The organism is Marinobacter sp. SS8-8 (assembly GCF_030540945.1).
In the GTDB taxonomy this organism is placed as follows: domain Bacteria; phylum Pseudomonadota; class Gammaproteobacteria; order Pseudomonadales; family Oleiphilaceae; genus Marinobacter.
In genome coordinates this window covers 318,171-342,466 of sequence record NZ_JASSVN010000002.1, presented here as the reverse complement: position 1 = coordinate 342,466, position 24,296 = coordinate 318,171, and the positions used below count along the sequence as shown (strand labels likewise).

Annotated in this window: 21 protein-coding genes; 19 read left to right on the top strand and 2 right to left on the bottom strand. The window is 58.7% G+C overall.

Going from position 1 to position 24,296, the window contains the following annotated elements:
• Window positions 1–137: 137 nt before the first annotated feature.
• The 8 genes from QPL96_RS03575 to pdxJ all read left to right on the top strand — a co-directional run bounded on the left by QPL96_RS03575 (window position 138) and on the right by pdxJ (window position 7,964).
• Complete coding sequence (locus QPL96_RS03575) at window positions 138–1,523, top strand: DegQ family serine endoprotease (protein WP_303285682.1); 1,386 nt, start codon at window positions 138–140, stop codon at window positions 1,521–1,523.
• Between the two features lie 343 nt (window positions 1,524–1,866).
• Window positions 1,867–3,669 (top strand): translation elongation factor 4, encoded by a 1,803-nt coding sequence (gene lepA / locus QPL96_RS03570; protein ID WP_303285611.1) that lies wholly within the window; start codon window positions 1,867–1,869, stop codon window positions 3,667–3,669.
• Window positions 3,670–3,681: 12 nt separating this feature from the next.
• Window positions 3,682–4,479, top strand: coding sequence for a signal peptidase I (lepB, locus tag QPL96_RS03565; RefSeq protein ID WP_303285610.1), 798 nt, complete (start codon window positions 3,682–3,684; stop codon window positions 4,477–4,479).
• Between the two features lie 26 nt (window positions 4,480–4,505).
• The gene (locus QPL96_RS03560; RefSeq protein WP_303285609.1) at window positions 4,506–4,895 is read left to right on the top strand and encodes a DUF4845 domain-containing protein; all 390 of its coding nucleotides are present in this window, start codon (window positions 4,506–4,508) and stop codon (window positions 4,893–4,895) included.
• A complete protein-coding gene (gene rnc, locus QPL96_RS03555; RefSeq protein ID WP_303285608.1) occupies window positions 4,892–5,581 on the top strand; it encodes a ribonuclease III in 690 nt (229 codons plus the stop codon). Before QPL96_RS03560 ends, rnc begins: the two co-directional genes overlap by 4 nt.
• Window positions 5,581–6,498, top strand: coding sequence for a GTPase Era (gene era / locus QPL96_RS03550; protein WP_303285607.1), 918 nt, complete (start codon window positions 5,581–5,583; stop codon window positions 6,496–6,498). Before rnc ends, era begins: the two co-directional genes overlap by 1 nt.
• A 7-nt stretch (window positions 6,499–6,505) precedes the next feature.
• A complete protein-coding gene (recO, locus tag QPL96_RS03545; RefSeq protein ID WP_303285605.1) occupies window positions 6,506–7,234 on the top strand; it encodes a DNA repair protein RecO in 729 nt (242 codons plus the stop codon).
• A complete protein-coding gene (pdxJ, locus tag QPL96_RS03540) occupies window positions 7,224–7,964 on the top strand; it encodes a pyridoxine 5'-phosphate synthase (RefSeq protein ID WP_303285603.1) in 741 nt (246 codons plus the stop codon). The genes recO and pdxJ overlap by 11 nt, the downstream gene beginning before the upstream one ends.
• Here pdxJ and QPL96_RS03535 read toward each other — a convergent pair whose 3' ends face one another.
• Window positions 7,965–10,835: an ATP-binding protein gene (locus QPL96_RS03535; RefSeq protein WP_303285602.1), complete on the bottom strand. Its 2,871-nt coding sequence runs from the start codon at window positions 10,833–10,835 to the stop codon at window positions 7,965–7,967.
• A 223-nt stretch (window positions 10,836–11,058) separates the two neighbouring features.
• Between QPL96_RS03535 and cysM the strand changes: the two genes are divergently transcribed.
• From cysM to QPL96_RS03510, 5 genes are all read left to right on the top strand, one after another.
• A complete protein-coding gene (gene cysM / locus QPL96_RS03530; protein WP_303285601.1) occupies window positions 11,059–11,952 on the top strand; it encodes a cysteine synthase CysM in 894 nt (297 codons plus the stop codon).
• 26 nt (window positions 11,953–11,978) lie between these two features.
• Complete coding sequence (gene rlmD, locus QPL96_RS03525; protein ID WP_303285600.1) at window positions 11,979–13,328, top strand: 23S rRNA (uracil(1939)-C(5))-methyltransferase RlmD; 1,350 nt, start codon at window positions 11,979–11,981, stop codon at window positions 13,326–13,328.
• Window positions 13,329–13,385: 57 nt separating this feature from the next.
• Window positions 13,386–15,623 carry a GTP diphosphokinase gene (relA, locus tag QPL96_RS03520; protein ID WP_303285599.1) on the top strand — a complete coding sequence of 746 codons (2,238 nt, stop codon included), beginning with the start codon at window positions 13,386–13,388 and terminating at the stop codon, window positions 15,621–15,623.
• Window positions 15,620–16,477 (top strand): nucleoside triphosphate pyrophosphohydrolase, encoded by an 858-nt coding sequence (mazG, locus tag QPL96_RS03515; protein ID WP_303285597.1) that lies wholly within the window; start codon window positions 15,620–15,622, stop codon window positions 16,475–16,477. The genes relA and mazG overlap by 4 nt, the downstream gene beginning before the upstream one ends.
• 136 nt (window positions 16,478–16,613) lie before the next feature.
• Window positions 16,614–16,958, top strand: coding sequence for a pilin assembly protein (locus QPL96_RS03510; protein WP_303285596.1), 345 nt, complete (start codon window positions 16,614–16,616; stop codon window positions 16,956–16,958).
• A gap of 25 nt (window positions 16,959–16,983) precedes the next feature.
• Here QPL96_RS03510 and QPL96_RS03505 read toward each other — a convergent pair whose 3' ends face one another.
• On the bottom strand, window positions 16,984–17,217 hold the full coding sequence (locus QPL96_RS03505) for a hypothetical protein (protein WP_303285595.1): 234 nt from the start codon (window positions 17,215–17,217) through the stop codon (window positions 16,984–16,986).
• Window positions 17,218–17,321: 104 nt separating this feature from the next.
• On the opposite strand from QPL96_RS03505, the gene ppc reads away from it, so the two are divergent.
• The 6 genes from ppc (at window position 17,322) to QPL96_RS03475 (ending at window position 24,296) form a co-directional block, all read left to right on the top strand.
• Window positions 17,322–19,967: a phosphoenolpyruvate carboxylase gene (gene ppc / locus QPL96_RS03500; protein ID WP_303285594.1), complete on the top strand. Its 2,646-nt coding sequence runs from the start codon at window positions 17,322–17,324 to the stop codon at window positions 19,965–19,967.
• 61 nt (window positions 19,968–20,028) lie between these two features.
• Entirely contained in the window at window positions 20,029–21,399 is a 1,371-nt protein-coding gene (locus QPL96_RS03495) for an HDOD domain-containing protein (RefSeq protein ID WP_303285593.1), read from the top strand.
• 202 nt (window positions 21,400–21,601) lie between these two features.
• Window positions 21,602–22,255: an adenylate kinase gene (gene adk / locus QPL96_RS03490; protein ID WP_303285591.1), complete on the top strand. Its 654-nt coding sequence runs from the start codon at window positions 21,602–21,604 to the stop codon at window positions 22,253–22,255.
• Window positions 22,256–22,289: 34 nt separating this feature from the next.
• Complete coding sequence (gene tsaB / locus QPL96_RS03485; protein ID WP_303285589.1) at window positions 22,290–22,985, top strand: tRNA (adenosine(37)-N6)-threonylcarbamoyltransferase complex dimerization subunit type 1 TsaB; 696 nt, start codon at window positions 22,290–22,292, stop codon at window positions 22,983–22,985.
• 115 nt (window positions 22,986–23,100) lie between these two features.
• The gene (locus QPL96_RS03480) at window positions 23,101–23,463 is read left to right on the top strand and encodes a UDP pyrophosphate phosphatase (RefSeq protein ID WP_303285588.1); all 363 of its coding nucleotides are present in this window, start codon (window positions 23,101–23,103) and stop codon (window positions 23,461–23,463) included.
• Window positions 23,463–24,296: a class I SAM-dependent methyltransferase gene (locus tag QPL96_RS03475; protein ID WP_303285587.1), complete on the top strand. Its 834-nt coding sequence runs from the start codon at window positions 23,463–23,465 to the stop codon at window positions 24,294–24,296. The genes QPL96_RS03480 and QPL96_RS03475 overlap by 1 nt, the downstream gene beginning before the upstream one ends.

The window sequence follows — 24,296 nt, the reverse complement described above, 5'->3', positions numbered from 1 at the left end:
CCTGACCCGAAAACTACCATAGGGTCTTTGCTGCACAGGGGGAGTACAACATGTCGAGAACAACAGACGTTGCCCAGCGTTCCCGGAATTTTCAGTCCGGCGGCGCACTGGTCATTCTGCTATTGGCACTGTCCGTCATGGTGCTGGCGGGTTGGAGCCAGGCAGGGGTGGCTCAGGGTTTGCCCGATTTTACCGAGCTTGTTGAAGACAACGCGGGCGCTGTGGTCAATATAAGCACGACCAGTGAACCCAGGGCGGGCAACGCGCGCGGTCTGCCTTTTGATGAGCGCCAGCTCGAACAGATGCCAGAATTTTTCCAGGACTTTTTCCGCGGCCCCCAGTCTCCCTTTGGTGGTGCTCCTGGGAACTCCCAGCCTCGCCGGTCCATGGGCTCCGGTTTTATTGTGTCTGAGGATGGCTACGTTCTCACCAACAACCATGTGGTTGAAGGTGCCGATGAAATCATTGTTCGCCTGAATGACCGGAGGGAGCTGCCGGCAACGCTGGTGGGGACCGATCCGCGTTCCGACATGGCGGTACTGAAAATCGAGAATGGTGAGGACTTGCCGGTGGTGAAAATCGGCCGCTCGAAGGAGTTGAAAGTCGGTGAATGGGTGTTTGCCATCGGGTCTCCGTTCGGTTTCGATTATACGGTGACCGCAGGAATCGTCAGTGCTCTGGGTCGTTCACTACCGTCTGAGAATTATGTTCCCTTTATCCAGACCGACGTTGCCATTAATCCGGGTAATTCCGGCGGCCCCCTGTTCAATCTGGACGGTGAAGTGGTCGGCATCAATTCCCAGATCTATACCCGCTCCGGTGGTTTTATGGGTGTCTCTTTTGCCATCCCCATTGACGATGCCATGAACGTTTTCCGCCAGTTGCGCGATAAGGGCGTTGTTTCCCGTGGCTGGCTGGGTGTATTGATCCAGGAAGTGAATCGTGATCTGGCGGAATCCTTTGGCCTTGAACGGCCAAGAGGCGCACTGATTGCCGAAGTCATGGCAGGCTCACCGGCGCAACAGGCGGGCCTGCAGGCGGGCGATATCGTGCTCAGTTACGACGGTGAACCCGTTGAGCTCTCCTCGGACCTGCCGCCAATGGTAGGGCGCACCCCGGTCGGTGAAACGGCCAGTCTCAGGGTGCTCCGTGGTGGAGAAGTCATTGAACTGGGTGTCGAAATCGGCCAACTGCCCGAGGACGGAAGCCGGCAGGCGGCAGCTCCTTCGGATGGCAGTGGCGGCCCCTCCTCCGCACCTCTGGGTATTATGGTGGAGCCTCTGCCCGCGGATCTTGCCGATTCCCTCGGTGTTGACGGTGGGGTGATTGTTGCCGATGTCGCCCGTGGCGCCGCTTATGAAGCCGGTATCCGACCGAGAGACGTAATTACTGAAATCAACCGCAGGAAGGTTGCCTCCGTTGCAGATTTTCGTGAGGTGGTCCGGGCACTGCCTGACAACAAGGCAGTGTCGGTGAGGGTGGTGCGGCAGGGTCGCGCGCTGTACCTGGTGATGAAGCCCTGACCCTGAGGCACTGAACACCAGGCAGTCTCTGGAAGCCCCCGGATGCGTTGAAAACGGCACGCCCCGGGGGCTTTCGTTATACCCGCTGTCATCAATAAAAATGAACGGCCATGGAACGGATAAGGACCCATGATGAAAAGGCAGGAGCTCTCCCTCAGTAAGCTGTTGGAATCTGGTAATGCCTGGACGCCCTCATTGGCTTCCTTATCCGGCAGTGCGAAAGGCCGCTGATTTCCTGGTCATGGCAATGGCGGCCGGTAACCGGTAAAATCACGCGGTTCCCGGATCCGGGTAGCGGCTCTTCCGGGCTCAATCCTTCGTCTTAACTGAGTATTCATTGTCTGTGACTGAACTGAGCCGAATTCGTAACTTTTCCATTATCGCGCACATTGACCATGGTAAATCCACGCTTGCAGATCGTTTTATCCAGATCTGTGGTGGCCTGACTGACCGTGAAATGGCTGAACAGGTCCTGGATTCCATGGATCTTGAGCGTGAGCGAGGGATTACCATCAAGGCCCAGAGTGTCACGCTCAATTACACGGCCCGGGATGGCCAGGAATACAAGCTGAATTTCATTGACACCCCGGGGCATGTGGATTTTTCCTACGAAGTGTCGCGCTCGCTGTACGCCTGCGAAGGGGCATTGCTGGTGGTGGACGCCGGGCAGGGTGTGGAAGCCCAGTCGGTGGCCAACTGCTATACCGCCATTGAACAGGGGCTGGAAGTGGTGCCGGTCCTGAACAAAATGGATCTGCCCCAGGCCGAGCCGGAGCGGGTGGCTGCGGAAATTGAAGACATCATTGGTATCGAGGCATCGGGGGCAGTACGTTGCAGCGCCAAAAGCGGCATGGGCGTTGAAGATGTGCTGGAAGACCTGATCCAAAAGATTCCGCCCCCCAAAGGTGATCGTGGCGCGCCTCTGCAAGCGTTGATCATTGATTCGTGGTTCGATAATTACCTGGGTGTGGTATCCCTTGTACGGGTGACCGAAGGAACCCTGAAAAAGGGCGACCGGATTGTTATCAAATCCACCGGCAAGGCCTGGAACGCGGACAAGGTCGGGATATTCAATCCCAAGCCAACCGATACCGACGTGCTGGAAGCCGGCGATGTCGGCTTTGTCGTTGCCGGTATCAAGGATATTCATGGAGCGCCGGTCGGCGACACCATCGTGCACCAGAAATTCGCTGCCGAAACGCCCATGCTGCCCGGTTTCAAGAAGGTCAGGCCGCAGGTATACGCCGGTCTGTTCCCGGTGAGTGCAGACGACTACAACGATTTCCGGGATGCGCTGGAGAAACTGACCCTGAATGACGCTTCCCTGTTCTTCGAGCCAGAGAGCTCAGACGCCCTCGGTTTTGGTTTCCGGTGCGGTTTTCTCGGTATGTTGCACATGGAAATCGTCCAGGAGCGGCTGGAACGGGAATACGATATCGATCTGATTACCACCGCCCCCACGGTGATCTATGAGGTAGTTACCAAACGGGGTGAGATCCTGTCGGTGGACAACCCCTCAAGCCTTCCGGATATTGGTTCCATTGAAGAAATGCGAGAGCCAATGGTGGAGGCGAACATTCTGGTGCCCCAGGAGCACCTCGGTAACGTGATTGCCCTGTGTGAGGAGAAGCGGGGCGTCCAGAAGAACATGCACTTCATGTCGACCCAGGTTCAACTGACCTACGAGCTGCCCATGGCGGAAGTGGTGATGGATTTCTTCGACCGGATCAAGTCCGCCAGCCGTGGTTTTGCGTCACTGGATTACCATTTTACCCGTTTCCAGGAAGCCAATCTGGTGCGGCTGGATGTGCTGATCAACGGTGAGCGCGTGGATGCGCTGGCACTGATTGTTCACAAGGAACAGGCGCATCGCAAGGGGCGTCAATTGATCGAGAAGATGAAGGAGCTGATTCCGCGGCAGATGTTTGATATTGCCATTCAGGCCGCCATTGGAAACCAGGTGGTGTCGCGGGTTACGGTGAAGGCGCTGCGCAAGAATGTAACCGCCAAGTGTTATGGCGGCGACGTCAGCCGGAAGAAGAAACTGCTGCAGAAGCAGAAGGAAGGTAAAAAGCGTATGAAGCAGCTGGGTAATGTCGAGGTGCCTCAGGAAGCGTTTCTTGCCGTACTGAAAGTGGATAACTAAAAGGCCTCCTGAATGGATATCGATTTTCCCCTGGTACTGGTGGTACTGACCTTTGCAACGGGTCTGATCTGGCTGGCGGACAAGCTGTTTCTTCGGCAGCGTCGCCTCGCCGGTTTTCGTGCCAACGGCAATGCCGCAGGCGGCCCAGCCGTCGAGAACGAAGAGCCCAAAGAACCCTACCTGGTTGATCTCAGCCGCTCCTTTTTTCCGGTGCTGGCGATTGTGCTGGTACTTCGGTCCTTTCTGGTGGAGCCGTTCCAGATTCCGTCCGGCTCCATGCTACCAACGCTTGAGGTCGGGGATTTTATTCTGGTGAACAAATACGCCTACGGGCTTCGGTTGCCCGTCTCGGGCACCAAAGTGCTTACCGTTGACGATCCCCGGCGGGGCGATGTCATGGTGTTCAAGTACCCGAAAGATGGTGAGACCAACTACATAAAGCGGGTCATAGGTGAGCCAGGTGACCGTATTCGTTACAAAGACAAGCAGCTATTTATCAATGGCGAGCTTGTGCAGACCCGGTTTGTCGCAAGACTGCCGCCCGTGGAGTTGCGCCGGGAAGATCTGGGCGAGGTTGAACACGACATCTACCTGACCCTGGGCCGCGTCGGTGAGAGCGGTGAAGGGGAATGGCAGGTGCCCGAGGGCCACTATTTCGTCATGGGCGATAATCGCGATAACAGCAACGACAGCCGCTACTGGGGCATGGTTCCTGACGAGCTGGTCGTCGGCAAGGCCTTTGCCATCTGGATGCACTGGAAATCCCTGACCAGCCTGCCATCCTTTGATCGTGTGGGCGGAATCGAGTAACTCGGACTATCTGGAGTGCAGGCATAATGAAGAAAAACAATCTTTCCGGCATGGGCCGTCAAAGAGGTGCCTCGGCATTGACGATGATGGTCGTGGTGCTGTTTTTCGGTGGTTTGCTGACCCTGGTGATCAAGCTCGGTCCCATTTACCTGGACGACATGACCATTCAGGAAGCGCTGGAAAGCCTTGATGGTACCGAGGGCCTGTCGGAGATGGGGGTTGCCCAGGTTCGCACGCTGATTAACAAGCGCCTGAGTGTGAACAATGTCCGGGGCTTTGATGCCAAGAATATCACCGTCGAGAAAAACGGTGAGCTCGTTATTATCAATGTTGATTACGAAGTGCGCAACAACCTGTTCAGTAACGTGGATACCGTCGTTCACTTCAAGCATGAATATGAGATGAAGGGCAAGTGAGTTCACAACCGGATCTGGATCAGTTGCAGCGCCGCATCGGCTATCAGTTCCAATCGCCGGAGCGGCTTTTGCTGGCGCTTACCCACCGGAGTTACGGAAACCAGAATAACGAGCGCCTTGAGTTCCTCGGTGATTCCATTGTCAACATGGTCATTGCCGAATACCTGTTCCTCCATTTTGAAAAAGCCCGGGAAGGGCAACTGAGCCGGCTTCGTGCCCGCATGGTCAAAGGTGTCACGCTGGCGGAAATCGGCCGGGAGTTCCAGCTCGGCAATTACCTGCGTCTGGGGTCCGGGGAACTGAAAAGCGGGGGATTCCGGAGAGAGTCCATTCTGGCCGATACGGTGGAATCCATCATTGGTGCCATCTATCTGGACAGCGATTTCCACACCTGCCGTGAGCAGGTGCTGCGCTGGTTCGAGCACCGCCTGGACAAACTGGATCTCCAGGACACCCAGAAAGACCCGAAAACCCGTCTGCAGGAGTACCTTCAGTCCCGGCAGTTTCCGCTGCCGCGGTACGATGTGCTTTCAGTGGACGGCGAAGCCCACAACCAGACCTTTCACGTATCCTGTGCGCTGCCTTCGCTGGACCGAAAAACCACCGGGACCGGCAGCAGCCGCCGCGTGGCGGAGCAGCAGGCAGCCCGTAACGCCCTGAAAGAACTGGGCGTGGAGGACCAGTAATGAACGATATCACCCGTCCGGAGAACCCGGACAGTCGCTGCGGTTTTGTGGCCATCGTCGGTCGTCCGAACGTGGGTAAATCCACGTTGCTGAATCATCTTCTCGGGCAGAAACTGAGCATTACCTCCCGCAAGCCCCAGACCACCCGGCATCAGGTGCTCGGCATCAAGACCGTGGGGTCAGTCCAGGCGATTTACGTGGATACGCCGGGCATGCATGAAGAGGAACCCAGGGCCCTGAACCGCTATATGAACAAGGCAGCCACGTCGGCATTGATTGACGTGGATGTTGTGGTGTTCGTGGTGGATCAGCTGGCCTGGACCACCGCCGATGAGCTGGTGCTGGAGAAACTCGACAAGCTGAAATGCCCGGTTATCCTGGCGGTCAACAAGGTCGACAAGATCGAGAAGCGGGAAAGCCTGTTGCCACACCTGGATATGGTCTCGAAAAAGCGCGAGTTCGCAGAGATTATTCCACTTTCAGCCCTGAAAGAGATCAATCTTCAGCCTCTGGAAGAAGCCGTCGGCCGTTACCTGCCGGAGAGTATCCATTTCTATGGCGATGACCAGATCACTGATCGCAGCGAGCGCTTTCTTGCCTCGGAAATTGTCCGGGAAAAGATCACCCGCCAACTGGGCGCGGAGCTGCCGTACTCAGTGGCGGTAGAGATTGAGGCGTTCCGGCGCGAGGGGAAGACTCTTCACATCTCTGCGCTTGTCCTGGTAGAACGTGAAGGGCAGAAAAAGATCATGATCGGCGACAGGGGCGAGCGGATGCGCCGTATCGGCCAGGAGGCGCGTGTCGATATGGAGCGCATGTTTGACAGCAAAATCATGCTACGGCTCTGGGTGAAGGTAAAGCGTGGCTGGGCAGACAGCGACCGGGCCCTCAAGAGCCTGGGCATGAACGACCTCTGAGGCGGGTATGACAGGGCCTGAGTTGCAGGAGCCCGCCTATGTCCTTCATCGCCGCCCATGGCGGGAAACCAGCCTCATGGTTGATGTGTTCACCCTGAATCACGGCCGTATGACCGTGATCGCCAAGGGCGCCAACAGCGCCAAAAGCCCCCTGAAAGCCCAGCTCCAGCCATTCCGGCCGCTGGTTATGAACTGGGTCGGTCGGGGTGACCTGAAAACTCTTACCCAGCTTGATGTACGCAGTGGCCCGGCGTTGAGCCGGACGATTTCCCTGTACAGTGGACTTTATCTGAATGAGCTGCTGCAGCGGGTTCTTCCGGCTTCTGATCCACACCCGACCCTGTTTGCAGCCTATATCGATGCCATCGGCCGCCTCTCCGGCACAACCGATGTCGAGCCGGTGCTGCGTCGGTTCGAACTGGCGTTTGCTTCTGCCCTGGGCTACGACTTTGCCTGGGATATTGCCACCGATACGGGGCAATCCATCGAGGCCGGTCAGCAGTATTGTTATGATCCGGAACAGGGCATTGTGTCCGGGGTCTCGTCCGGCGTACGCCTGCAAAATCTGCCGGGGGACGTGTTATTGGCCCTGGCCCGGGAGGATTTCGAATCCGGCGCCTGCCGCCGGGTGTCCAAGCGGGTTATGCGTGTGCTCACCGACTACCTTCTGCAGGGGCGGCCCCTGAACAGTCGCAGCCTTTTCACTCACCTTCGGGGAGAATCACATGAATCCTAGAGTTTTGCTTGGCGTCAATATTGATCACGTTGCCACCCTCCGGCAGGCGAGGGGGACCCGGTATCCAGACCCGGTGCAGGCAGCGCTGGTGGCCGAGGAGGCGGGTGCCGATGGCATCACCATCCATCCGAGGGAAGATCGGCGCCATATCCAGGACCGGGACGTACTGCTCCTGAAAGAGGTACTGCAGAGCAAGATGAACCTCGAAATGGCCGTTACCGATGTCATGCTGGCGTTTGCCGAGCAGGTGCGGCCGGAGTGCGTGTGTCTGGTGCCTGAAAAACGGGAAGAACTGACCACCGAGGGCGGTCTCGATGTCGATGGCCAGGAATCCAGGGTGGCGAAGGCCTGTGAACGCCTCGCCCGGATTGGCGCCGAGGTGTCACTGTTTATTGATCCGGATCCGGCGCAGATTGATGCCGCGGTTCGCTGTGGTGCCCCGGTAGTGGAGCTGCATACCGGCGAATATGCCGAAGCCGGCACTGCCGAGGCCGAGGATGCCGCCTTCAGGACCCTCGCCGATGCCGCCGCCTACGCGCGCAAGAAGGGGCTGACTGTGAATGCCGGCCATGGCCTGCATTATCAAAACACCGAGCGGGTGGCGGCTATTCAGGGCATCAACGAACTGAATATTGGCCATGCCATTATCGCCCGGGCCGTCTTCACCGGCTTGAAAGAGGCCGTCCGCGATATGAAAGCCATTCTTGATCAGGCCCGGGGCCGGGCCTGATCAAGAGATTCCGGCCGCCTGGTGCCGTTCGCGAAACCGCTGCTGCCAGTCGGTCTGTTCGCTCCAGATCTGCAGGCGCTCCATGGCGGAAAGCAACTGGTCTTTGCGGTGTTCCAGATCGGGTGCGGAGCACTTGATGGCGGTCTCCAGCCGGCTGGCTGCGGCCCGGAGTTCCGGAACACCGCAGTAGCGGGTGGCGCCATGGAGCTTGTGAACACATTCCAGCAGTGCATCCATGCTCCGGTTTACCCAGAATTCCGATACCCGCTCCAGATCAACGTGGACCTGTTCCAGCAGCATGCTGAACAGTTCTTCTGCCAGGTCCGCTTTGCCGGCCGCCAACTGAATGCTTTCATCAATACTCACACAGTCCTGTTGCATCTGGCGCGTTGACGGGCGTAGGGCGCGGCGGGTGTCCCGGACTTCCGGTATCCGGAGGCGCCCCGGGCCGGCCATGCTCGGGCAGACATAGCCGGTGTACTCGTAAATGGTTTCAGTGAGCTGGGTGCTGCTGAGGGGTTTCGGCATGTAGCCGTCGAATCCCCGCCTGGTCAGCCTTTGCTGTTCGTCGGCATGGGCTGTGAGCGCAATGATCGGCGTGCGGTGGCTGCCGGTATCCATCTCCCGTAATCTGGCTGTCGTCTCCACGCCATCCATGCCAGGCATCTGAAGGTCCATGAAGACCAGGTCGAAGGGTTTCTGTCTGGCCTTGCTGAGGGCTTCAAATCCGCTGGAGGCCCCTTCGGCTTCGAGCTGGCAGTCTTCAAGCAGGGTAAGGACCAGTTTCAGGTTGGCGTCGTTGTCATCCACGGCGAGTACCCTGGGCACGTTGCCAGTGGACAGTGGATATCCGGCAGTTTCAACTTCCACAGCAGTGCGTCCCGCCGAGTGGATGCCATGTACCAGAAGCAACAGCTCGTCGTACAGGGCGTCCCGGCACACCGGTTTGGTCAGGTGGCTGCTGGCCAGCCCGGAGAGCGGGGTGTCATGGCTTTCGAGTGTTGGTGTCAGTAGCAGGGTCCGGCAATCCCGTTCAATTTCCAGGGTGCGCACGAGCCCGCAGTACTGGCTGGAATTGAGCAGATGGCGGGTAATGCCAATGATGGCTGCGGCATAACCGGCCTGGCTTTTCTGGGCTTCCCTGACCTGCTCCTGCAGGGCGCCGGGGGTTTCCACACGGTCAACCACCATGCCCCAGTCCCGTAACAGGTGTTCTACTGCCAGGCCCGTGGTCTGCTGTTGCTCCAGATAGATAACCCGCTCGCCTTTCAGGGCATCCCTTGGTGCGACGGCCTCGCCGCTGGTGGCGAGCTCCGGAGTCAGGGTAAACCAGAAGGTTGAGCCCTTGCCCAGTTCGCTCTCAAGGCCGATCTTGCCGCCCATCTCCTCCACCAGTCGTTTGGAGATGGCAAGGCCCAGACCGGTACCGCCATACTGGCGGGCCGTGGACGCGTCTGCCTGACTGAAGGCATTGAACAGGGATTGCTGCTGGGCCCGGGAAAGGCCCACGCCGGAATCGGAAATGCTCAGGCGGAGGGTGACCCGATTGGTGTCTTTCTCTTCTTCTTCCAGGCTCGCGCGGAGCACCACTTCACCCGTCTGGGTAAACTTGATGGCATTATTGACCAGGTTGGTGATGACCTGTTTGACCCGCAACGGATCGCCCATGATGTTGTCCGGCACATCGTTGTAGACCAGAGGCACCAGGTCCAGGTTTTTGGCGTGAGCCGCGGGCGCGAGCATGACCATGACATCTTCCACAATGTCCCTTAACTGGAAGGGTACACGGTCGAGTATCAGTTTGCCGGCCTCGATCTTGGAGAAATCCAGAATGTCATTGATGATGGTGAGCAGTATTTCAGAGGACTTGCGGATGGTGCTCAGGTGGTCCCTCTGCTGTCTTGGCAGCGCGCCTTTCAGCAACAGTTCGGTGAAGCCGATAATGCCATTGAGCGGGGTGCGGATTTCATGGGACATATTGGCCAGGAATTCCGACTTGATCCGGCTGGCTTCCAGAGCCTCCTTCCGTGCGAAGTCCAGTTCAATATTCTGGATCTCGATGGTTTCCAGGGTCTCACGCAGGTCTCCGGTAGCCTGATCGACATTCTGTTGCATCTCGGCCTGGGCTTTGCTCAGCTCCTCAGCCATGGCATTGAGCCCGGATTCGAGCTGCTCGAATTCAGGGCCGGCGCCGGTATGGATACGGGTGTCCAGCTTTCCTTCCTTGAGCCTGGCAACGGCTGCATTCAGTTCAAACACCGGATTGGTGAAGGCCCGGCTGAGTCTCAGGGCAATCGCCATACTGAGAATGACGCCGCCCAGAACCAGCAGCAGGGAGATCAGCAGAGCCTTGTAGGTCTCCTTTTCGGTGCGGACGTGGGACATCTCCACGACAACCCAGCCCAGGGGCTCCCGCAGTCCGGACACGGATTGGCGGGCATCCGGGTCCATCATGCTCTCAATCATCAGGTCCTGAAGGAAGACGGGGGTAATAAAGCGGGTGCTGTTCTCCCGGGAAATTCGTGTGGCATGTTCGGCGGTCAGCTCTTCGCTTTTCACGGTATCGGAACTGCCAGGCCCGGTATGCAGCAGTTGTGAGCCGTCGCTGCCAAAGAAAGTGATTGAGCGGACATCCTGTTCTTCGAGAAGGGCATTGGAGAGGCTGCTGAGCAGACTCCGGTTAGCGGTAAACAAACCGTACTCCGACCCTGCCGCCAACTGGCGTGACAGAGATTCACCCCGGTCCCTGAGCAGACTCTCAATATTGCTGACCCAGCTGTAAGTGAAAAACAGCCCCAGCATCAGGGTGGTCAGAAGGGTGGGAACCAGGGTTACCACCAAAACTTTCTTGCGAATGCCCCAACGTCGCATACCGTGTTCCTGAATTTGCCTTTTTCCGCACGCACGTACGGAAAACGTCCATGTTAAGAATAGATCATCCGGACGCGGATAACTGTGGTATCAGTCCCGACAGCACCGGAAAATCCCGTGGCGGATATAGCCACCGGTCATGGATATAGCAAGAAGCTGTATTGGGAGACCGGAGCAATAGCGCGTATCATGCGAAGCCAAAAGTGTACCACAGGGTTATCGTATGCATTTTCCCACCATTGAAGATTATGTCGGGCGCACTCCTCTGGTTCGCCTGCAACGTCTCCCCGGTGAGACCAGTAACATCGTTCTGGCCAAGCTGGAGGGTAACAACCCCGCCGGATCGGTAAAGGATCGCCCGGCCATCAGTATGATCCAGGGGGCCGAGCGCCGTGGTGAAATCAAGCCGGGTGATACTCTGATTGAGGCGACCAGTGGCAATACCGGCATAGCCCTTGCCATGGCGGCCGCGATCAAGGGCTATCGTATGGTACTGATCATGCCGGCCAACATGAGTGAGGAGCGCCGGGCCTCCATGCGGGCCTATGGCGCGGAGATTGTCACGGTTACCAGAGAAGAGGGCATGGAAGCCGCCCGGGACCTGGCCCTCAGGATGGAGGCCGAGGGCAGGGGCAAGGTGCTGGACCAGTTCAGTAACCAGGATAATCCACTGGCGCATTACCGCACGACCGGACCCGAAATCTGGGAGCAGACCGAAGGGCGTGTCACGCACTTTGTCAGCTCCATGGGCACCACTGGCACCATCATGGGCGTTTCCCGGTATCTCAAGGAGCGCAACCCTGATATCCGCATTATCGGTCTGCAGCCGAAAGAGGGCGCCTCGATCCCCGGAATCCGGCGCTGGCCCGAGGCCTACCTGCCAAAAATCTACGATGCCACCCGGGTGGACCAGGTGCTGGACATCGGGCAGGAAGAAGCCGAGACCACCATGCGGGCCCTGGCCTCCGAAGAGGGTATCTTTTGCGGGGTATCCTCGGGCGGGTCCATTGCCGCCGCTCTGAAACTGTCACAGCAGGTTGAAAACGCCATCATCGTAGCCATTATCTGTGATCGCGGTGATCGCTACCTGTCGACCGGCGTGTTTCCCGGCGCCTGAATCCGTTTATACCAAGAGACCCGAATATGAGCAGACGACGCAGGAAGGCTCTTCCCAAAGAGCCTGTGCGCTGTGGCATTGAATCCCTGAGCCACGACGGCCGGGGGATCGCCCGTCGGGACGGCAAAATCCAGTTTGTGGATGGCGCCCTGCCCGGAGAGACGGTGAGTGCCAAAGTGGTGTCCAGTCGCAGCAAATTTGATGAACTGCGCGTCGAACAGGTATTGGAAGCTGCGCCGGAGCGCCAGGCACCGCCCTGCGAGTTCGCCGACCTGTGCGGCGGCTGCAGCCTTCAGCACATGAGTGGCGACGCCCAGATCCGGTTCAAGGAAGATACCCTGCGTGAACATTTTGCCCACTTCGGGGGCATTGAACCCGAAGAGTGGATCGAACCCCTGCGCTCGGAAAGCAGCCTGGGTTATCGCCGTAAGGCGCGCCTTGGGGTCCGTTACGTGAAGGCCCGGGAATCCGTTCTGGTGGGTTTCCGGGAGAAGCGCAACAGCTTCCTGACCGACATTGATCGCTGCGCAGTGCTGGATCCGCGCATTGGAGAGCGGGTGCTGCCACTGCGCGACATGCTCCACGACCTGGACGCCTACAACCGGATTGCCCAGGTGGAAGTGGCCTGTGGTGATGATGTGGCTGTGATGGTTTTCCGAAACATGGATGAGCTCTCGGCGGGTGACCGGGAAAAACTCATTGCCTTTGGTCAGGCCCACGATTTGCATATTTACCTGCAACCCAAGGGGCCGGATACCGTGCACCGGATCTGGCCTGAATCTGCTGGCCGGGATGACGAACGTCTGAGCTACCGGCTGGAAGAATTCAAACTGACCATGAAATTTCATCCCATGGACTTTACCCAGGTCAATGCAGGCATCAACCGGGCGATGGTACACAGGGCTGTCGAGTGGCTGGATGTGCAGCCAGAGGAGCGGGTGCTGGATCTGTTCTGCGGTCTTGGCAACTTTACCCTGCCGCTGGCCAGGAAGGGGGGGCAGGTTGTTGGCGTGGAAGGCGATGAGACCATGGTCGCCCGTGGCCGGGAAAACGCGGAACTAAACGGTCTGGATAATGTCGCTTTTCATGGCGCCGATCTGCATGGGGATTTCACGGGACAAAGCTGGGCAAAGGAAGGGTTCGACAAGATCCTGATTGATCCGCCCCGTTCCGGTGCCGGGGAAATCTGTACGTACCTGACGGCATTCGGGGCCCGGAGGATTGTCTATGTGTCCTGCAATCCGGCCACCCTGGCGCGGGACGCGGGGGTGATGGTGGGCAACGGCTATCGTCTTGTGCGCGCGGGTGTGATGGACATGTTTCCCCACACCACCCATGTGGAATCCATCGCACTGTTCGAACGGGATTCCCGCTGAAGATGTCGTGGCCAGTCAGGGATGGCTGCGTGAACCATCAGGAACAACAAGACTGTTATGGTAAAAGTTCGCGAAGACTACGCAATGACCGGCGACGGCCAGGTAGACATTGAGGGCTGGGTGCGCCAGATTGCCTCGCAAACACATCTGGACGACGTTGACCAGTTCCGGCGAGCCTGCGAAAAGGCGGCTGAGATTGATCTGCAGGCGTTCCGGGAAGATCGCCTGTGGGCGCCCGGCTCCAGCAGTTTCCGTATCGGTATTGAAATGGCCCAGGTGCTGGCGGAGCTGCATCTGGACCAGTCCAGCCTGGTGGCCGCGATTCTGTATCGAGCTGTTCGTGAGGAGCGGGTTCCGCTTGCAGATATCCGCAAGGAATTTGGCGATGAGGTCGCCGCCCTGATCAATGGCGTTCAGCAAATGGCGGCGATTTCCTCCATTCATCACCCGCTCAAGGGCAATGTGCTGGGGCAGAGTGAAGGCCAGCTGGACAACGTTCGCAAGATGCTCGTCACCATGATCGACGACGTGCGCGTTGCCCTGATCAAGCTCGCGGAGCGGACCTGCGCCATCCGGGCCGTCAAGAATGGCACCGAAGAGAAGCGCATGCGCGTTGCCCGGGAAGTGTTCGACATCTATGCTCCGCTTGCCCACCGTCTTGGCATAGGCCACATCAAATGGGAGCTGGAGGACCTGTCCTTCCGCTACCTGCACGGGTCCGCCTATAAAAAGATTGCCAGGTTGCTTGATGAAAAGCGCCTTGATCGGGAGGGCTACATCAGGCGGGTGCTCGAGACCCTGCAAACAGAACTCAAAGCGTTCGGCATTGAGGGAGAACTCTCGGGCCGGGCCAAGCATATCTACAGCATCTGGCGGAAAATGCGGCGCAAGGGTATCGACTTTTCCCAGGTGTACGACGTGCGTGCTGTCCGAATCCTGGTGCCGGAAGTGCGGGATTGCTATGCCGCGCTCGGGATCGTTCATACCCTGTGGCGTCATATCCCCAACGAGTTCGATGACTATATTGCCAATCCCAAGGAAAACGGTTACCAGTCGCTGCACACGGCGGTGATCGGGCCGGAAGGCAAGGTCGTGGAAGTCCAGATCCGTACCCACAAGATGCACGAGGAGGCGGAACTGGGTGTGTGTGCCCATTGGTTGTACAAGGGCACGGACAAAAGCAACAAGTCCACCGGCTACGATGCCAAGATCAACTGGCTGCGCCAGGTTCTTGAATGGCAGGAAGAGCTTGGTGACCTGTCCGGGCTGGCGGACCACCTGAAATCCGATGTGACATCGGACCGGGTGTACGTCTTCACGCCCGAGGGCCATGTGGTGGATCTGCCCCAGGGTGCGACCCCGGTGGATTTCGCCTATCGGGTTCATACCGAGATAGGCCACGCCTGCCGGGGAGCGCGGGTCAACAGCCGTATTGTGCCGCTGACCTATCCGCTGAAAACCGGGGATCAGGTGTTCATCCTGACCTCCAACAACCCGGCCCCCAGCCGGGACTGGCTGAACACAAGCCTCGGCTACATCCAGACCTCCCGGGCCCGGGCCAAGGTAACGCACTGGTTCAAGCAACAGGATCGTGGCCGCAATATCATTGATGGCCGGGCCATCCTTGAGGACGAATTCAGGCGCCTGTCGCTTTATGATGTGGATCTCGGCGAGCTGGCAGAGAAAGTTAACTACCACAGTGCGGAGGACATGTTTGCCGCCACTGGTGCCGGCGATCTGCGCCCGACCCATGTGGCCAACGTGGCCCAGCAGATGCTGGAGCCGAAATCCGAGCAACTGGACCTCAAGCTCAGCACCCAGCGGCGCAAGCCCTACGATACCGAATCTGACATTCAGATCGTGGGTGTCGGCAAGCTCAAGACTCAGGTGGCAAAGTGCTGCAAACCCCTGCCAGGTGACGAGATTGGCGGTTATATCACGGTAGGTCGGGGCGTGACGGTTCATCGTCAGGACTGCCTGACTTTCCTGAACCTGCGTGAGTTTGAGCCGAACCGGATCATTGAGGTGAGCTGGGGAGGCCGGCCGGCGGCGGTCTATCCGGTTGATATCGAGATCGAAGCCTATGACCGCTCGGGTCTGTTGAGGGACATCACCCAGGTGCTGTCCTCGTCCAGGAGTGATGTTCTTGCGTTAAACACCCTAAGCAACAAGGACGAGAATACGGCCACAATGACCGTAACCGTGGAGATCTCCAGTCTGGAACAACTGGCGCGATTGCTGGCGCAGATCCGGAACCTGCCCAATATCATTGATGTAAGGCGTAAGCGCGGATGAGCTACACCATTGATGACCTTAAAACCCTCATGGCCCGGCTCCGGGACCCGGAGACAGGTTGCCCATGGGATACCCGGCAAACCTACAGGACCATTGTGCCTCATACCCTTGAGGAGGCCTATGAAGTCGCCGATGCGATTGAGCGCGAGGATTACCCGCATCTGAAGGATGAATTGGGTGACCTGCTGTTCCAGGTGATCTTCTACGCCCAGATTGGCCGGGAAGACGGGCATTTCGATTTTGATGGTGTGGTTCATCACCTGGTCCGGAAACTGGTGCGCCGGCATCCACATGTTTTTCCGGAAGGAACCCTGGACAGTCGAATCGATCCGGACAACCGGCCGGATGAGGCCTGGATCAAGGAAAGCTGGGAGCGCATCAAGGCCGAGGAGCGGGCACTGAAGCCGGCACCGGATGCCGGCGCACCGGAAAGCCGGCTTGATGGCATTGCCCGCACCCTGCCGGCCATGGCCCGGGCTGAAAAGCTCCAGAAACGGGCGGCGCGCCACGGCTTTGACTGGCCGGATATCGCCCCCGTGTTCGACAAGCTCCATGAGGAAATTGACGAGCTCAAGGAAGCCTGGGAAGCGGCGCAAACCGGCGCTGGTGATCCGGACGCCGTTGAGGATGAGCTGGGCGATCTCCTGTTTGTCTGTGTGAACCTGGCACGGTTCATGAAGGTTAATCCCGAGCAGGCTCTCAATCGGACCAACCACAAGTTCGTTGCCCGCTTCCGGGCAATTGAAAAAGTGCTTGAGCGTGAGGGCCGCGACATGGACGAAGAATCACTGGAGGCGCTGGATGCCGTCTGGAAGGCGGTCAAAGGTGTGGAGCGGGGAGGAAGAGAGGACTGAACAGGGCGGATCGGTAAGTACAATCCGTTACCAATTTTCTCGCCCCCGGACCGACGGCTTCGTCTACACTTCCGGTAGCGGAGGCACTGATTTTGTGCGCCGTGCGCCATGAATAAGATGCAGGAGTGAAGGCACCATGAAAATCAAAGATCTGGTCAACTACTGGGACAAGCATGCTCGTGGTCGGCTTACCCGGGACGCCTATTTCATGGCGTTATCTGACCAGCATCACAAGCGCCTCGAAAAGCTCGCAGCGCTTTATCCAATGAAGTCGCCCCAGGACCTGATGCGGGACCTGATTTCCGCGGCACTGGACGAGATGGAAACCAGTTTTCCCTACGTTCAGGGAACCCGGGTGGTGGCTTATGACGAGGACGGTTTTGAGATCTACGAAGATCAGGGCCTGACTCCGAAGTTTGTCAGCCTCAGCCAGAAGCACATTCAGCGCATCAAGGCCCGTCAGCTGGAATCAGTAGCCTGACGGGCAGCACATTGCCCGTCGTTACTTACTTTTCCTTCCCTTCCAGTTTGTCTTTCAGAGGGCTCTGGCGAACCAGATCGTCCAGGGCCGCGCCAATCATGTCGTTCAGGATGTCGCTCTCGCTACGGTCCGGGTAAAGCTCGGCTAGTGCGGCTACTCGTGCGGCATCTTCCAGTGGCAGGCGCAGGTTGTAGTCGTGGGTGCGTTCCACGGGTATTTTTTGCGTTTCCCAGTGTTTGGGCAGATCAGTAACCTTCATGATGACTCCTTGCAGCTACAGGCTTGAATTGCCAATAGACTTTCTCGACTGTTCCTTAGTATCGTAAGTTTACTTTGCCTCCGTCAATTCAAAAGGATGCCAATGTGACCGAGCTACATCCCGATCTCCGAGAAAACGTGCGAATGTTGGGCGAGCTGCTGGGCCAGAGTATACGACGACACCCCGGGCAGGATTGTTATGAGCTGATCGAGGAAATCCGGGCCGCCGCAAAAGCGGATCGCCTTCAGGAAAGCGGGTCCGGCCAGCGGCTGGTGAGCTTGCTGGGTAAGCTGCGGGATGACGAACTCCTGCCGGTCACCCGGGCCTTCAACCAGTTTCTCAACCTCGCCAACCTGGCCGAGCAGCACCATGGCATAAGGCGCAAACAGGGGCGTCAGTCTGATCTGATGGTTGAATCCCTGGGTGAGGTCTTTGATCGGCTGAAAACCGGAGGTGTCAGCCCGGAGGAGCTCCACCAGCGGGTGGCCGATCTGCGGATCGAGTTTGTGCTGACCGCTCACCCCACCGAAGTGGCCCGCCGCACACTGATTATGAAATACGACGAAATGTCGGATTGCCTGGCGAGGCTGGATCATGACGACCTGATGCCCGCGGAGAGGGAGGAAATTACCAGCCGCCTGTCCCAGCTGGTTACGGAAGCCTGGCATACCGACGAGATTCGCCATGAGCGGCCAACGGCCGTGGATGAAGCCAAGTGGGGTTTTGCGGTGATCGAGAATAGCCTCTGGCAGGCGTTACCACAGTTTCTGAGAAGTCTCGACGCTTCGTTGCAGGGGGCCACGGGTAGAGGGCTGCCCTTGCAGGCGTCTCCTATCCGGATTGCGTCCTGGATGGGGGGGGACCGCGATGGCAATCCCAACGTCACCCATAAAGTGACCCGCAAGGTTTTCCTGCTGGGCCGCTGGATGGCGGCGGATCTTTACCTGCGGGATATCCAGGCATTGAGAGCCGAGCTGTCGATGTGGCAGGCGAGTGATGAACTCAAGGCCGTTGCCGGTGATTCCCGGGAGCCCTATCGCCATGTCCTCGCCGAACTCCGTGACAGGCTGATTAAAACCCGCGACTGGGCCGAGGCGAGCATTAACGGTGAACCGGCAGATGCCACCGGTATTCTGTTCGAGAACGAGGACTTTACCGGGCCCCTGGAGCTTTGTTACCGGTCTCTGGTTAATTGCGGCCTGGAGACGATTGCCAACGGCCCGCTGCTGGACACCATTCGCCGGGCCCACACCTTCGGCCTGCCACTGATTCGGCTGGATATTCGCCAGGAAGCGAGCCGTCACGCCGAAGCCGTTGCAGAAATGGTGGATTATGTTGGTTTGGGAGATTACCTTTCCTGGCCAGAACAAAAGCGCCAGTCGTTTCTGGTGCAGGAACTCCAGGGTCGGCGACCACTGGTACCCCGCAACTGGGAACCCTCGGAGTCGGTTGGGGAGGTGCTTGCCACCTGTGAAGTTGTGGCCCAGCAAACGCCGCAGGCTCTGGGTTCCTATGTGATTTCCATGGCCAGCAAGCCTTCCGATGTGCTCAGCGTCATTCTTCTGCTGCGGGAATCGGGAATGAAGTACCCGATGCGGGTGGCGCCCCTGTTTGAAACCCTGGACGACCTGCGTGGTGCTCCTGAGAGTATGGCCGCCCTGTATGAGGTGGAGTGGTATCGGGAGTACTGCCAGGGACGCCAGGAAGTCATGATTGGTTATTCCGACTCCTCCAAGGATGCCGGCCAGCTCATGGCCGCCTGGGCGCAGTATCAGGCCCAGGAAAAGCTCACCCACGTTGCAAGCCAGTATGGTGTGCACCTCACCCTGTTTCACGGCCGTGGCGGCACCGTGGGCCGTGGTGGTGGCCCGGCCAACCGGGCCATCCTGTCCCAGCCGCCGGGTTCGGTAAACGGCAGTTTCCGGATTACCGAGCAGGGTGAAATGATCCGTTTCAAGTTCGGTTTGCCCAGGCTGGCGGTGCAGAGCCTGACGCTCTACACCACGGCGGTCATTGAAGCGACCCTGGCACCGCCACCGAAGCCGGAGGACAACTGGCGGGAAACCATGGACTGGCTCACGGAGCGGTCCCTGAAGGCTTATCGGGACCTGGTCCGCGACAATCCGGACTTTGTGCCTTATTTTCGCCAGGTAACGCCGGAGCAGGCGTTGGGAAAACTGGCCCTCGGAAGCCGGCCGGCGCGAAGAAAGGCGACCGGCGGCGTGGAAAGCCTGCGGGCCATTCCCTGGATTTTCGCCTGGACCCAGATGCGACTGATGCTGCCCAGCTGGCTTGGCAGTGATGTGGCACTGGAAGAGGCGGCTCGGGATAACCGGCTCCCGGTCCTCAGGGATATGATGCATGGCTGGCCTTTCTTTCGAACCTATGTGGATATGCTGGAGATGGTGCTGGCCAAGGCAGATTTGCGCATCGCCAGCTATTATGAGCAGACGTTACTGGACGATGACAAGCTCAAGGCCCTCGGGGAAAGCCTGAGAATGCGGCTTCAGGGCTGCATTCATCGGCTTCTGGAGCTCAAGGAGCAGAGCGACTTGCTGGAAGGTGAACCAGTGTTCGCTCACTCCATGCGGGTGCGTAATCCCTACACGGACCCTTTGCATTACCTGCAGGCCGAGTTGCTCCGGCGTGACCGGGAGGGCGAAGGCAAGGGCGAGGTGCCGGAGCTGGTGGAGCGTGCCCTGAAAGTCACGATGGCGGGCATCTCGGCGGGCATGCGCAACACCGGCTAAAAGTGCTGGAAAAAAGAGGCCGGGTAGCCCGGCCACCGACGCTGGATAACAGGAGTAGGTTGTGGCATTGGCTGCACGATTGGCGCGTTTTCTGGCCCGCAAGGGTATTGATTTTCAGGAGTTGCCGATGGATCAGGTAACCAGCCTGGATTCAGCGGTTATTGCCTCGGGACTCCCCCAGGCCGATTTTATCCAGGCAACACTGCTGGTTGATATCGGCGGTGTGGTGATGGCTGTCCACAAGTTTGACAGCACTCTTGACCCGGATGCGGTCTACCAGTTGACCGGTCGCCGATTGCAGCCCCTGACTGCCCGCCAGACCCTGCGCCTGTTCGGGGACTGCGACCCGGGGTTCACACCACCCATTGGCCAGGCTTATGAGCTTCCGGTGGTGGTGGATGACGATGTCGCCAGGGCCAGGCGGGTGTTTTTCTCCAGCGGCACCGGTCACTCGCTGGTGGAGATGGATGGTCGGTCCCTCATGCTCGCCCTCGCTGGCGCCAGGGAGGGCCATCTGGTTATCCGCGGGCCGGGCAACGGTAATCGTGAGGCGCTGACCCTGGAGGAAGTAGCCGACAAACTCCAGAAACTTTACCGCCTGCCACCGATGCCGGCCCTTGCGCTGCGCATTCTCCGGCTGACCGCAAATACCGACGCCACCGCTCGGGAGCTGGCTGAGCTGATCGAGTTTGATCCGAGTCTGACGGCCCAGGTCATGCGTTACGCCCGATCTGCACTGTTCAATTACCCCGGCCAGATCAATTCGGTCCAGGAAGCGGTAACCCGGGTGCTCGGTTTTGATCGTGTCGCCCACATTGCGCTCGGTATCGCGTCTGTCCGCGCATTTGAGGTACCCCGCCAGGGAATGCTGGGCATGGATAATTTCTGGCGCCACTCGCTGTATTGCGCGTTCCTGTGCCAGAGCATTGCGCCAAGGTGCGGTGGCGAGAAAGGCCTCGCCTATCTGTGCGGACTGCTTCATAACTTCGGTCTGTTGCTGGTTGGGCACCTGTTTCCCGCCGAATTTGACGAGCTGAATGAGCTCCGTGAAATCAACCCTGAAACCAGTATGCAGTCCCTTGAGCAGCAGGTATTCGGCCAGGGGGACGGGCAGGAAATTCTTGCCGTGGGCCATGGTGCCATTGGCGGGATTCTCCATCGCCTGTGGCAACTGCCGGACCCCGTCATCAAGGCAGCTGGCATCCATCAGCAGCCCGGCTATCACGGAGAGCATGAAAATTACGTGTTGATGGTGCAGCTGTCGAATGCCTTGCTCAAGGAGCGTGGGATTGGTGATGAATTCAATCTTGACGACGTGCCAGCGCTGTTGGAGGGGCTGGGGCTGCAGCCAAATGTGCTGGATGAACTTACGGCGGAAATGGATCGGGTGGCTCCGGATCTGGACGCCCTGGCCAGCTCCCTGTCATCCTGACACCCTGGCGTTGTCCGTTGGGAAAGGCGCACTTCCGGTGCATGATACGGAGGTCGACTTTCTCTGACGTGGTTGACTTCGTATAATGCGCCCTCGCCGATTCCGGCTGACCACCTGTTCCGGATGGGAGAGGCTTTCGCAAAGGCAGAGGTTTTTGCCACAGCTTTTCAAACGATAATGACTAAAACGGGAGCACAGCGTTATGCGAATCATCATGTTAGGCGCGCCGGGCGCAGGTAAGGGAACTCAGGCCCAGTTCATAACCGAGCGGTTTGATATTCCCCAGATCTCCACCGGTGACATGCTGCGGGCGGCGGTTAAGGCCGAGTCGGGGCTGGGTAAGCAGGTGAAGGAAGTCATGGCGACTGGCGGCCTGGTGTCTGACGACATCATCATCGCGCTGATTGAAGAGCGCATCCAGCAGCCGGATTGCAGGAACGGTTTCCTGCTGGACGGTTTTCCACGCACCATTCCCCAAGCGGAGGCCCTGAAAGATCAGGGGATTGCCATTGATTATGTGGTCGAGATTGCCGTCGACGACGAAGAAATCGTCAGCCGTCTGTCCGGCCGCCGGGTTCACGAAGGCAGTGGCCGGATTTACCACGTAAAATATGATCCACCCAAGGTGGAAGGCAAGGACAATGAAACCGGTGAGCCACTGGTTCAGCGTGAGGACGACAAGGAAGAAACGGTTCGCAGACGTCTGAAAATCTACCACGACCAGACTGCACCGCTGATAGGCTACTATCTGGACTGGGCGTCAAAAGAGCCTGCTTCGGCACCGAAATATGTTCGGGTGGAAGGTGTTGGCAGCCTGGACAGCATTCGCGACCAGATCCTGTCTGAACTCACGTAAATCCACGGCATCCTGACCTGAGGTTTTCACGCCCGTGAAACTGCTGGCACTGGATACGTCATCAGAGGGCTGCTCCGCAGCCCTTCTTGTTGATGGCGAGATCTCAGAACGTTTTGAACTTGCCCCGCGCGGCCATACCCGTCTTTTGATGCCGATGGTGCGGGAGCTCCTTTTGGCGTCGGGCCTGGTGCCCGCGGATCTGGATGCCCTGGCGTTTGCCTGTGGCCCCGGTTCCTTTACCGGCCTGCGAATTGCAACCGGGGTGGTACAGGGGCTGGCATGGGGGCTGGATATTCCGGTGGTACCGGTTTCTTCTCTTGAAGCCGTTGCCCTTGGCGCGATCAAAACCCTCAATATTCCCGAGTACAGTGGTATCGCAGTGGCTTTTGATGCCCGCATGGGGGAGGTCTACTGGGGCTGTTTCGAATGTCGTTCTGGCCTTCCGGTTTTGCTGGGCGAGGAGCAGGTTTGTCCCCCTTCAAAGGTTGCTCTCCCATCCGGGCTCGATCACTGGTACGGCGTTGGCCCGGGCTGGCAGTATCGCTCCGGGATGCCCTCGGCAATAACCGGACAGGCAGAAACGGTCGATGAGGCACTGGTGCTTCGTGCCTCCTGGGTTGCACGGTTGGCCGTTATCAGATATCGGCAGGGTAAGGCGGTTCCGGCGGAACAGGCCCAACCGGTGTATATCCGGGACGAAGTGGCCTGGAAGAAGCTGCCCGGTCGCTAGTCAGTTCGATCATCCAGGCCTGAGTGAATACTGAACAGCCGCCTTTTCTTCCGGTCGGGAATCTTCCATACTTCCAGTTCAGGTTTTCCTGTCAGCGGACCAGTGGTATCTGAACATGATTGGTGGCATTAATCCGGGCAACACTTTCGCTTCTCAGGCGGGCAGCAACAGCCAGGTCCGCGAGCGCAGTGATGTCGCACGCGCTCCCGCTTCGGCGCCAGAGAAAACGGGCGATTCTGCTCGCCGTGCTCTTGCCGATAGCCGCCAGGGTGTGGCCAGTGAGCGAACCCCCACCGAAAGTCTTGAGCGTCGGGTCGAGGCCAGACGCGCCTCCGAAGACATCCGTCTTGAGCGTTTCCGGGCGGGTGAAGTCTCCTTGCCCGCCGCCCGGGCGCTGTCCACGTTTGCTTCCGTTGCGGCCGCCGGCCAGGACGCCGGCACCGGCGGCAGCCTGGCCGGAATCGATATTCTGGTCTGATGTCTGATCCTTCTTTTTCTTCTGTAATGCCCGCCGACTGGCAACAAACCATTGCCATTGCCCGAAGTCCCCTGGGGGACAGGGTTCAGGCTGAGTCCCTGGCCGAGTCTCTGTTGCTGGAGAATCTGGGGGTGGTGCTGCCAAGGAATGTTCGCGGCCTCCCGGTTCTGTTGTTCCTTGATGAGCAGGGCCTGGGCCTGCAAGTTACCGGCAAGGGAGCGCCCGGGCCGGTGCGCGCGGAATTCGTTACCGGCAAGATGGGCTACCGGCGTGAGCATGGTGGTGGGGCCGGTCAGTTGGTCGCCAGGGCTGTCGGCCTGCAGAAAACCCGCGCCCGTCTGCATGTTGTTGATGCCACGGCAGGACTTGGCCAGGATGCGTTTATCCTCGCCAGCCTTGGGTGCCGGGTAACGTTGTTTGAGCGCAATCCGGTTATCCATGCGCTCCTGGCGGATGGTCTGGCCCGCGCCGCCCTGAACGTGGATTGTGCGATGATCGTCGAACGCATGCAGTTGATGGAAGGCAGCAGTATCGACTGGCTTGAACGGGCCGGCGGTGAGGCTGCGGATGTAATCTATCTGGACCCGATGTTTCCGCACCGGGATAAGTCGGCCCTGGTTAAAAAGGAAATGCAGATATTCCGGACGGTGGTCGGCGACGATGACGATTGCGCACGCCTGCTCACGGGAGCCCTTGAGTGCGCCCGTCACCGGGTGGTGGTCAAGCGGCCGCGGAAGGCGCCGGCGATTGCCGGGCCGGATCCAACCACACGGATAGAGGGCAAAAGCAGTCGCTACGATGTCTATTCCATCAAGGCCCTGCCTGCCCAGTGA